The sequence below is a fragment of the Stenotrophomonas sp. 2YAF22 genome (assembly GCF_052114665.1).
Taxonomy (GTDB): domain Bacteria; phylum Pseudomonadota; class Gammaproteobacteria; order Xanthomonadales; family Xanthomonadaceae; genus Stenotrophomonas; species Stenotrophomonas indicatrix.
In genome coordinates this window covers 1-11,047 of record NZ_JBFRFE010000063.1, presented here as the reverse complement: position 1 = coordinate 11,047, position 11,047 = coordinate 1, and the positions used below count along the sequence as shown (strand labels likewise).

Below are 11,047 nucleotides of genomic sequence, written 5' to 3'. Positions count from 1 at the left end.
GTCGCGGCCGGTATCGCGCATGGTCTTGATGACCTTGTCCAGCGACACCTTGTGCTTGCCGTCGCCGCGCATGGCCATGCGCGAGGCATTGATCGCCTTCACCGCACCCATCGCGTTGCGCTCGATGCACGGAATCTGCACCAGGCCGCCGATCGGATCGCAGGTCAGGCCCAGGTTGTGCTCCATGCCGATTTCCGCCGCGTTCTCGATCTGGCTAGGGTTGCCGCCCAGCGCCGCGACCAGGCCACCGGCGGCCATCGAACAGGCCACGCCGACCTCGCCCTGGCAGCCCACTTCGGCGCCGGAGATCGAGGCGTTTTCCTTGTACAGGATGCCGATCGCCGCCGAGGTCAGCAGGAAGTCGAACACCCGCTGTTCGTTCGCGCCCGGGCAGAAGCGGTCGAAGTAGTGCAGCACCGCCGGCAGTACGCCCGCCGCGCCGTTGGTGGGTGCGGTGACCACGCGGCCACCGGCGGCGTTTTCTTCGTTCACGGCCAGCGCGTACAGGTTGACCCAGTCCAGCGTGGTCAGCGGGTCGCGCATCGCCGCTTCCGGCTTCGACGACAACTCGCGGTACAGCGCCGGTGCGCGGCGGCCCACTTTCAGGCCACCCGGCAGCACGCCTTCCTCACGGATGCCGCGCGCCACGCAGGCCTGCATCGCGCTCCAGATCTCGCGCAGGTTGTCGCGGATCTCGTCTTCGCTGCGCCAGCATTTCTCGTTCTCGAACATCAACTGGGCGATGCTCAGGCCGCTGCGGGCGGTCTGCGCCAGCAGCTCGTCGCCGCTCTTGAACGGGTAGGGCAACGGCGTTTCATCAGGCACGATACGGTCATCGGCCGCGTCGTCCTGGTTGACCACGAAGCCACCGCCGACCGAATAGTAGTCGCGGGTGGCCAGCACTTCGTCATCGGCGTTGTACGCGGTGAAGCGCATGCCGTTGGTGTGGTAGGGCAGCTTCTGCCGCTTGTTCAGGCCGAGGTCGCGCTTTTCGTCGAAGGCGATCTCGTGCTGGCCCATCAGCATGATCCGCTTGCTGCTGCGGATGCGTTCCAGCGTGGACGGGATGATGTCCGGGTCGATCAGGTTCGGGCGCTGCCCTTCCAGTCCAAGCAGGATCGCCTTGTCGGTGCCGTGGCCGCGACCGGTCAGCGCCAGCGAGCCGTACACATCGGCACGGATGCGCGCGACCTCTCCAAGCTTGCCCGGGTCGAGCAGCCAGCGATGGATGAAGCGCTCGGCGGCCCTCATCGGCCCGACGGTGTGCGAGGAGCTCGGGCCAATGCCGATCTTGAAAACGTCGAACGTGCTGACAGCCATGGTTGCCGTACTGCGGGTACCGGGAGAGACCGCTATTCTAGCGGTTCACGCCGCACTTCCATGACTGCGGCGCAGCATTTCCGCCAAGGGAGCAAACCCCGGTGTTGAYCCTGTTCCAGCGTGACGACTGCCATCTGTGTGACATGGCCCTGGCCGAACTGGCCAAGGCACGGGCGCCAGAGTTCGAATCGGTGTTCCTCGATGACCAGCCGGCGCTGGAGGCGCGCTATGGGGCGCGGGTGCCGGTGCTGCGCGATGAGCGCGGTGGGTGGGAGCTGGACTGGCCATTCGATGCGGCCACGGTGCAGGCCTGGCTGGCCACCGAGCGGTAGTGCCGGCCGCTGGCCAGCGGCTGCCTGGGTCCATGTAGTTGCCGGCCAGCGGCCGGCACACTACAGGAGGTGGCCGGGGCCGTGCCCCGGCCCGTTGCTCATTTCGCGTCGAACTTCACGATCGTGCTGATCGCGGTTTCGTCCGGGATGGTCTTGGTATCGGCCCAGTCGCCGCCGCCGACACCGAAGTCCAGGCGCTTGACCGTGGCTTTGCCGGTCAACACAGGCTGCGCGCCGGGCTTCCAGGTGAAGGTGAAGGTGACCGGCTTGYTCACGCCGCGCAGTTCCAGCGTGCCATCGGCGGCGAACTGGTCGTTGCCGAGCGCGCGGAAGCCCTTTGCGGTGTAGCGCGCGGTAGCGAACTTGCCGACGTTGAAGAAGTCCGCTTCCTTCAGGGTCGAGTCGCGGTCGCTGTTGCCGCTCTTGGCGCCGGCCAGGGGAATAACCACGTCCAGCGAACCTGCGGAGGGATTGGCCGGGTCGAAGCTGAGCTTGGTGGCAAAGCCCGGGAAGCTGCCGGTGAACACTTCACCATCGTATTTGGTGGCAAAGGCGAGGAACGAACCGGCACCAGGTGCCTGGGTGTAATCGGCGGCGAGCACCGGTGCGGTGGCGAGCATGCCGGCAAGGGCGGCAGCCACGGCGGCCGGGGTGGTCAGTTTCAGGTTCATTGGTCAGTCCTTCTGGGGAGGGGCAAGCCAGCCACGCGGCAGCATCCGGGACAGGGTGGCATCGCGCTGGAACATGTGGTGGTAGAAGGCAGCGCCGGCATGGGCCAGCACCACCGCGATCAACAGCCAGAAGCCGTATTCGTGCAGGGTATGGGAAACCGCCACGACCTGCGGGTCCGGTCCGCTCAGCTTGGGCACGTCGACCAGCCCGAACCAGCGGAACGGGCGCAGGCCGCTGGCCGAGTCGTACAGCCAGCCCGACAACGGGATGGCGAACATCAGCACGTACAGCAGCACGTGGGTGGCGCTGGCGATGCGCTCCTGCCAGCTGGGCACGCCGGGTACCGGCTTGGGGGCACCGGCATACAGGCGCCAGCCCAGGCGCAGCACCACCAGTGCCAGCACGGTGATGCCGATCGACTTGTGCGCGGTATAGACCCAGAAATACTTGGGCGTCTTGGGCAGCTCGCCCATGGTCAGGCCGACGATGCCCAGGGCGAGGATCAGCAGTGCGATCAGCCAGTGCAGGGTCTGGCTGACACTCCCCCAGGCGGCGGGGGTGTTCTTGGCGGTCATGAAGGGTCCTTGGTGGCCGTCTGGCTGTCGGAGTAGGGTTGAGGCATGGGAGTTCCCGGAGCGTCGCTGCGGTCGAGGGTGGCTTCAGCCTCGATCCGCACCTGCACCGCATCGCCGATCACGCCAGGCCAGGCGGTGATGCCGAAGGCGCGCCGGCTCAGCGTCGTCGTAGCGGAAAACCCCGCAGTACGCCGGAACGGTGGCAGCGGGTAGCGTTTGATCTGGTTCAACGTCACTTCCAGCGCGACCTCCTGGCTGACCCCGCGCAGGGTCAGGGTGCCCAGTACGCGTGCATGGCGGGCGTCGATCGGTTCGACATGGCGGGAGACGAAGCGTGCGGTGGGGAAGCGGTCGCCATCGAGCAGGCTGCGCGCCAGCGTGGCCTGGTTCCACTTGGCATCGCCAAGGTCCAATCGCGCTACCGGAATCTCGACGTCCAGCGTCGCCTCGCGCCAGTTGTCGCTATCGAAGTGCAGTTGGCCCTGGCTTCCGGAGATCGTGCCCAGCGCCTGCGAGTAGCCGGCATGGTCGATCGCGAACAGCACCCGGGTGTGCACCGGATCGATGCGGTAGGCATCGTTGCCCGCCCAGGCGGGGGCGATGGCAAGTAGCATCGGCAGCAGGGCCAGGCAGTGGCGCATCGGCGGGGGCTCCGGGAAAAAGACCGTTCGATCATACCCACAGCCCCTGCGCAACGCTGTGTGCACGGCTGCAACAGTTCGTGGTGCCGATGTGGCCGGAAACAGGCTGTTGCAGCGATGGCTGCAGCCCTGTGTGACAATCGGCACAGGACAGGGGGTTCAGGATGACGAGCGGCTGGCGCCGGTGGTGCCAAGGCATTGCAGGAGCAGGTCTGGTGCTGTTGGCGCTTTCGGCTGCAGCGGCGACCTTGGACATGGCCGGTGAAACACCGCGCCTGCGCCGTTTCGGCGCGGCCGAGGGATTGCCCTCGCGCATGGTGGTGGCGCTGGCCGAAGACCGACAGGGCCGCGTGTGGGCCGCCACCGACGGCGGCCTGGCCCGCTATGACGGTGGGGAGCTGCGGGTCTGGCAGCACGACCCGGCACAACCGGATTCACTGCCCGGCAACGAGATCGAAACCCTGCTGATCGACCCGCTCGACCGGGTGTGGGTTGGCATCAACGGCAAGGGGCTGGCCCGCCTGGATGCCGACCGCGAGCGCTTCAAGACCTTCGAGTCCGTCACCGAAGGCTGCCAAGGGCAGTTCTGGACCTTGGCCTATGCCGAGAACGCGCTGTGGATCGGCAGCAGCAGCCATGGGGTCTGCCGCTTCGGCGAAGACGGCTCGTTGCGCCATTTCCAGCATGATCCGGCACAGCCCGGCGGACTGCCAAGCAACACGATCTTCAGCAGCCTGGTCGACGCGCAGGGACGGCTGTGGGTGGGAACCGAAGCCGGTGTGGCGCGTTGGAACGGCCACCTCTTCGAGGCCGTGGCACCGCGGGAACTGAAAGCGGTCAGTGTGCTGCGGCTGAGCCGCGATGCCGATGGCGCGATCTGGGTCGGTACACAGAACGACGGCCTGTACCGCATCGACGCGCAGGATCGGGTGACGCGACCGGCCTGGTCCGACAGTGCCCGCCTGCGCTCGGCACTGGTCCTGGCCGACAGCCACGGAGGCTACTGGGCGGGAACCTCCGATGGCCTGCTGCGTGGTGACGGCGAGGTGTTGCGCAGGCTGGAAGGGGACCGTGGCAGTGGCTTCCTGACCGGCCATAGTGGCGTGCTCGACCTGCTGCAGGACCATGAGGGCGGGCTCTGGGTAGCACTGTTGACCCAGGGTCTGGCTTACCTGCCGCCCGACTGGCGACGCTTTTCGACCTGGTACCAGTTCGACGGCAAGCCGCTGGACAGCCAGTACCTGTTGAGTGCTGCCAGCGACGGTCGCAGCTACTACGTCGGATCTGCCCATGGCGTTTACCAGATCGATGCACAGGGGACGTTGAGCCTGCTGGCCAGCGACCGCGAACTGGGTAGCGGCGCGGTGTGGTCGGTACTGCCGCGTCCCGATGGCAGGCTCTGGCTCGGCCGCGCGGGGCGCATCAGCGTCTACGATCCGGCCACCGGTGTGCTGCGCGACTGGCGCATTGGCGGCGGCGCCGATCTTCGGCAGCGGATCGACCTGATGCGGCAGGCGCCCGATGGCACGGTATGGGTCTCGGTAATGAACCTGGGCCTGCAACAGCGAAGTGCCGATGGCCGCCTGTTGCGCAGTTTCGACGGGGCTACGCTGCGAGGCAGCACCGATGCGCCGGTCGAGCAGATCCGCTTCGATGCTGCCGGGCGGGCCTGGGTGGTCGGGGAGATGGGCATCTGGCGCGAACAGGGGGAGCGCTTCGAAGCAGTACCTGGCGTTTCCAAGGGGCCCATCTACGATCTGGTATGGATCGATCCCCGGCAGATGTGGATCGCACGCCAGGGCGCGTTTGAGCGTTACCAGTGGGATGGCCTCAGCCTGCGCCTTATCCAGCGCGTCGATGCCAGTGCCGGCGTGCCGCCGGTCAGCATGGGAGGGCTGGCCCTGGCCGGCAACGGGCAGTTGTGGGCGACAACGCCCCGTGGCCTGCTGCGCTGGGATCCGAAACACCGTCGCCTGCAGATCTTCAACGAGCGCGACGGCCTGCTCGATGCCGAGTTCACCGGACGCCCGCCGGCGATCGCTGCCGATGGCCGGGTACTGGCCGTTACCCAGACCGGTATGGTGGGCTTCGATCCGAATGCCGCCGATGCCGAACTGCCACCGTCGCAACTGGTGATCGCGCAGGTTCGCGTCCGTCGCGATGATGCGCGCGGCTGGCAGCCCCTGCCGACCTCCGGTCTGCTGTTGCTGGGGCCCGATGACCGTGATCTGCAGATCGATGCGCGGCTGCTGTCCTACGCCAGCCCGCAGGGCAACCGCTATCGGTTCCGGGTGGAGGGATACGACCAGAACTGGGTCGAACAGGGCGGGGATGGCCAACGCACGTTGTCGCGGCTGCCACCCGGGGCCTATTCGATCGAGGTGCAGGCCGCATCGGCCAGTGGCCCGTGGACGCCCTCGCAGCAGCTGCACATAAAGGTATTGCCCCCCTGGTGGCGCAGCAGCATGGCGATCTTCGGCTATGTGATGCTTGGCTTGCTGTTGCTGTTGGCACTGCTGTGGTTGATCCGCAGGCGGTTGCGGCGGCGGCAGCAGTGGCAGTTGACGGTGCACAAGCAGCAGATCGCCGAGCAGGCATCGCAGGCCAAGAGCCGCTTCCTGGCGACCCTTGGCCATGAGGTTCGCACGCCGATGACCGGCGTACTGGGCATGAGCGAACTGCTGCTTGCCACCGAACTTGACCCGGTGCAGCGCAGCTATGCCGGCTCGATCCAGCAGGCCGGCAGCCATCTGCTGCGCCTGGTCAACGACGCGTTGGACCTGGCACGGATCGAGGCCGGCCGACTGGAACTGGACATCCGGCCGTTCGACCTGGGCGGACTGCTGGACCAGGTGCAGGCGCTGATGCAGCCGATGGCGCAGCAGCGCAGGCTGGCCTTCCAGCGTGAGGGGGACCTGCCAGGCCCGATCTGCATCAGTGGCGATGAGATGCGCGTCCGCCAGATCCTCCTGAACCTGCTGGGCAATGCGATCAAGTTCACCGAGCGCGGCCATGTCGGTCTGGCGGCGCGCCTGGACGAGAACGGCGGCATGGTGACCTTCGAGGTCAGCGACAGTGGGCCGGGCATCAATGCCGAGCAGCAGCAGCGCCTGTTCCACCGCTTCGAACAGGCCGATGGTCCGCGTACCGCCTCGCGCTATGGCGGCAGTGGGCTGGGCCTGGCGATCTGCCAGGAGCTGGCGGTGGCGATGGGCGGCCGCATCGATGTCGACAGCCAGCCGGGACGTGGTGCACGTTTCGCCGTGCGGCTGCCGCTGCCATGGAGCAGGCAGCAGGCCTCCAGCGATGGCGAGGTGGCGTTGCCGACGCTGCCTGCACTGCGGATCCTGCTGGTCGAGGATGATGCAACCGTTGCCGAGGTCATTGCCGGCCTGCTGCGCAGCCGGGGCCATGAGGTGGTGCACGTGCTGCATGGCCTGGGCGCGCTGTCGGAGATTTCCACCGAGGGCTTCGATGTCGGGCTGCTCGACCTCGACCTGCCTGCACTCGACGGCACCGCCATCGCCCGCCAGCTGCGCGCGCTGGGCTACGAGTTGCCGTTGGTGGCCGTTACTGCGCGCTCGGACACCTATGCCGAGACGCAGGTGCTTGCGGCCGGATTCGATGGTTTCCTGCGCAAGCCAGTGACCGGCGATCTGCTGGTTGCGGCGATCGCCCAGGCGCGCAGTAAACGCCAGATCATCAGCTGAGTACGGCATCCTGCGGCGTGAATCCCGCAACTTTCGGTTTACCATGCCGACGCCCACGGCGTGGGCATCATCAACAGCAGCGTGAGGAGGCCATCGGTGGTGTATCTGCGGGCAGTGACGCTGCTGATGCTGCTGCTGTGCTGCCTGGCGCCCGCTGCCGCGCAGCCGGTGCCGCCTTCGCCGCGGCAGGTCACCGTGTTCGATGGGTTGCCATCCAACACCGTCAACCGCATGGCCGAAGACCGCTACGGCTACCTGTGGATTGCCACCAACGATGGCCTGGCCCGCTACGACGGGCGCAACTACCGCATCTGGCGTTCCGAGGACGGCCTGCGCGACAACCGCATCTGGAGCGTGCTGGTCGATGCCCGCAACGAGCTGTGGATCGGCACTGAAAATGCCGGCCTGGTGCGGATGTCGGCCGACCGCCGACAGCTGCGCTTCTATGACCGCAGCAGCCAGCCGCTGATGGGCAGCAACACGATCTGGAGCCTCGCTGCGACGCCGGATGGCGCGATCTGGTTTGGCACCCACGAGGGCGGCCTGTATCGACTGGACAACAATGATCGTCTGCAGCGGTTCCTGCCCGAAGCGAACAACCCGCGCAGCGTACCGGCCGCATCGGTACCCTACCTGGCCACGCTTGCCGACGGCAGCCTGTGGGTCGGCACCAAGCATGGCGTGGCGCGCTGGACCGGCACCGATTTCGAACGCATCGGCGGCGATCTGGTGCCCAGCCTGCTGATCAATGGACTGACCGCCGAACCGGATGGCAGCCTCTGGATCAGCACGCTGGCCGGGGCCACCGTGCGGCGCCCGGATGGCCGTTTCGAATCCGTGCCCTGGACATTGCCGGCCGGCGACCAGGTGCTGGGCATGATGCTGCGCGACGAGCAGGGCGGGCACTGGCTGGATACGCGCAGCGGCCTGGGCCGAGGCATCGATGGCCGGTACCAGACAGTCCCGCTGTACAGCGCCATCGCCCGCGGCCTGGTGCGGCCGAACTGGACCGGCGCCTATGAGGACCGCGAAGGCGGCATCTGGCTGGCCAGTACCAATGCCGGCCTGTGGCACCTGCTTCCGCGCTGGTGGCAGTTCTCGGTGTTCTCGCGGCTGGAGGATGATCCGTCCTCGCTGCGCAATTCCTATGTGCTCGGTACCAGCCCCTCCAGCAATGGCGGGGTGTGGACCGTCGGCAGCCATGGCGCGCTGGACCGCTTCAATCCGCGCACGGGCGTGATCGAGCAGCACCGCACCTTCGTCAACGGCATGCACTGGCTGACCTCGGTGCGCGAAGACCGGCAGGGCCAGGTGTGGGTGGGCTCGACCGACGCCCTGATGCGCTACGCCCCGCGTCGTGGCGAGCTGAGGCGCTGGGGGCGGGACTCGGGCGCGGACGCGACCATGGAAGGCAACATCGAGGCGATGATGACCTGCGATGGCGACAGCCTGTGGTTGATGCTGGCAGCGGGCCTGCAGCAGCGTGACCTGGATGGGCATGTGCGCCGGCAGCTGGAAAACGGCCGGGATGGTCTGCAGGCCGGTCAGCTCAATCTGGACGTGGAGTGCGGTCCGCAGGACCGGATCTGGCTGGCAAGCAGTCGCGGCCTGCTGCAATGGCAACCGGATGCGCAGCGCTTCCAGCCGGTGCCCGGTGCGCCGGCCACGGCGGTGTATGCCCTGCACGTCGGCAAGGACGGGCAGGTCTGGTTGTCCGAGGATGGTCGCCTGTCGCGGTATCTCTGGAGCCAGGGCCGGCTGGAAAGGCAGGCGGTGGTGGGCGCCGAGCAGGGCTATCCGGCGATTTCCGCTACCGGCCTGGTGGTCGACGCGCAGGGCGTGGCGTGGGCCACCAGTGCCCGTGGCCTGGTGCGGGTGAGTGCCGATGGCGAAAGCGTGCGTCTGTACGGGGTGCACGATGGGCTGCCCAGCCAGGAGTTCCGCGAGCACACCCTGATCGCCACCGCCGCTGGGCGCATGGTGGCGGGTACACCCGCCGGTGTGGTGGTGTTCGATCCCGAGCAGGTGCGGCCTTCCACCCGGCGCGCGCCGCTGGTGATCGAGCGGGTGGAAGTGCGCCGCAACGAGCAGCTGCTGGACCTGACCCATGACACGCCGCTGCAGATCGCCGATGGTGACCGCGACCTGCGTATCGTCGCGCGCTTGTTGTCCTTCGCCGATTCGGCTTCCAACACCTACCGCTACCGGTTGGCCGGCTACGACCCGGATTGGGTCGAGGTGGGCCCGGCAGGCGAGCGCCTGTTCTCGCGCCTGCCACCCGGCGCCTATCGGCTGGAAGTACAGGCGCGCTCGGCCGACCACGTATGGTCGCGGGTGCAGACCCTGGAATTCCACGTGCAGCCGCCATGGTGGCGCAGCTTGTCCGGCCTGCTGGTGCTGGCCTCCATCGCACTGCTGCTGACCAGCTGGTTCGCCTGGTTGTATCGGCGCCGGCTGCAGCGCCAGCACGCCTACCAGCTCGCCCTGCACAAGCAGGATCTGGCCGAACACGCGTCGGCGGCCAAGACACGCTTCCTTGCCAATCTCGGCCATGAAATCCGCACGCCGATGACCGGGGTGCTGGGCATGAGTGAACTGTTGCTGGCCTCGCCGCTGGATCCGCAGCAGCGCGGTTACACCCAGTCGATCCGGCATGCGGGTGAGCACCTGCTGCATCTGGTCAACGATGCGCTGGACCTGGCGCGGATCGAATCGGGGCGCCTGGAGCTGCAGTCCAATGCGTTCGCGCTCAATCGCCTGCTGCAGGATCTGGCCGCGCTGATGGGGCCGCTGGCTGCACAGAAGGGCCTGCGGTTCGTCCTCGACAACCAGTTGCCTGCAGGGCTGCAGGCGACCGGCGATGCGATGCGGGTGCGGCAGATCCTGCTCAACCTGCTGTCCAACGCGGTCAAGTTCACCAGCCGCGGCAGCATCACGCTGCACGCGCGTTGCGAGGAAGGGCCGCGTGGATTGCATTTCGAGGTGCGCGATACCGGTCCGGGCATCAGCCAGGAGCAGCAGCAACGGTTGTTCCGGCGCTTCGAGCAGGCTGACGGCGCGCGCACTGCCGCGCAGTACGGTGGCAGTGGCCTGGGCCTGGCGATCTGCCGCGAGCTGGCACTGGCCATGCAGGGCCGGATCCGGGTGGAAAGCCAGCTGGGCAGCGGTACCTGCTTCGGTGTCAGCCTGCCGTTGCCGCTGCAGCAGGTTGCCGCCGGCGAAGGTGGTGCCGACAGTGATGCCGCCGCTGCTGTGGTCAACATGCCGCCGCTGCGGGTGTTGCTGGTGGAGGACGATGCGACCGTGGCCGATGTGATGTGTGGCCTGCTCACCACCCGCGGCCATGAGGTGATCCACGCTGCCCATGCGCTGGCCGCACTGCGTGAAATCAGCGCGGGTGATTTCGACGTCGGTCTGCTCGATCTGGATCTACCGGGCCTGAGCGGTTTCGAACTGGCCCAGCATCTGCGCAACCAGGGTTACACGCTGCCGCTGCTGGCGGTGACCGCGCGCACCGACCCTGATCTGCAGCAACAGGTGGAAGCAGCCGGCATCGGGGGGTTCCTGCGCAAGCCGGTGACCGGTGAGCTGCTGGTGGAAGCGATCGCCCGCGTGCTGGGGAGGTAGGGGTTCGGCAGGGCTGCGCCCTGCACCTGCCGAATCAACRTCAACGTCAACGYCAACGTCAAAAGCGGGCWATCCGTGGGATGGCGGGGTGGGTCCGGTTGCGGGGGACGCCGTAAATACGTCCCTGTAGGCTTGGCCGCGGCATCCATGCCGCGGACACCCCCGCAACC

General features: G+C 67.4%; 7 protein-coding genes. 3 read left to right on the top strand and 4 right to left on the bottom strand.

Annotated features, from left to right (window positions below):
- The coding region (locus AB4Y84_RS04390; RefSeq protein ID WP_442249815.1) for an L-serine ammonia-lyase at positions 1-1,320 on the bottom strand (1,320 nt) is incomplete at its 3' end.
- 101 nt (positions 1,321-1,421) lie between these two features.
- Between AB4Y84_RS04390 and AB4Y84_RS04385 the strand changes: the two genes are divergently transcribed.
- Positions 1,422-1,652: a glutaredoxin family protein gene (locus AB4Y84_RS04385; protein ID WP_442249814.1), complete on the top strand. Its 231-nt coding sequence runs from the start codon at positions 1,422-1,424 to the stop codon at positions 1,650-1,652.
- A 98-nt stretch (positions 1,653-1,750) separates the two neighbouring features.
- Here AB4Y84_RS04385 and AB4Y84_RS04380 read toward each other — a convergent pair whose 3' ends face one another.
- Genes AB4Y84_RS04380 through AB4Y84_RS04370 form a run of 3 tightly spaced genes read right to left on the bottom strand, consistent with a single transcriptional unit; the run spans position 1,751 to position 3,540 of the window.
- The gene (locus AB4Y84_RS04380) at positions 1,751-2,323 is read right to left on the bottom strand and encodes a YceI family protein (protein ID WP_442249813.1); all 573 of its coding nucleotides are present in this window, start codon (positions 2,321-2,323) and stop codon (positions 1,751-1,753) included.
- A gap of 3 nt (positions 2,324-2,326) precedes the next feature.
- Entirely contained in the window at positions 2,327-2,899 is a 573-nt protein-coding gene (locus tag AB4Y84_RS04375; protein ID WP_312108391.1) for a cytochrome b, read from the bottom strand.
- A complete protein-coding gene (locus AB4Y84_RS04370) occupies positions 2,896-3,540 on the bottom strand; it encodes a YceI family protein (RefSeq protein ID WP_394198030.1) in 645 nt (214 codons plus the stop codon). Before AB4Y84_RS04370 ends, AB4Y84_RS04375 begins: the two co-directional genes overlap by 4 nt.
- 164 nt (positions 3,541-3,704) lie before the next feature.
- On the opposite strand from AB4Y84_RS04370, the gene AB4Y84_RS04365 reads away from it, so the two are divergent.
- Positions 3,705-7,250, top strand: coding sequence for an ATP-binding protein (locus AB4Y84_RS04365; protein WP_442249812.1), 3,546 nt, complete (start codon positions 3,705-3,707; stop codon positions 7,248-7,250).
- Positions 7,251-7,346: 96 nt separating this feature from the next.
- Positions 7,347-10,877 carry a two-component regulator propeller domain-containing protein gene (locus AB4Y84_RS04360; protein ID WP_442244904.1) on the top strand — a complete coding sequence of 1,177 codons (3,531 nt, stop codon included), beginning with the start codon at positions 7,347-7,349 and terminating at the stop codon, positions 10,875-10,877.
- The last annotated feature ends 170 nt before the right edge of the window (positions 10,878-11,047 follow it).

Coding starts and splice junctions, on each gene's coding strand:
- AB4Y84_RS04370 (WP_394198030.1), bottom strand. CDS start 3,540: ATGCGCCACTGCCTGGCCCTGCTGCCGATGCTACTTGCCATCGCCCCC.
- AB4Y84_RS04375 (WP_312108391.1), bottom strand. CDS start 2,899: ATGACCGCCAAGAACACCCCCGCCGCCTGGGGGAGTGTCAGCCAGACC.
- AB4Y84_RS04365 (WP_442249812.1), top strand. CDS start 3,705: ATGACGAGCGGCTGGCGCCGGTGGTGCCAAGGCATTGCAGGAGCAGGT.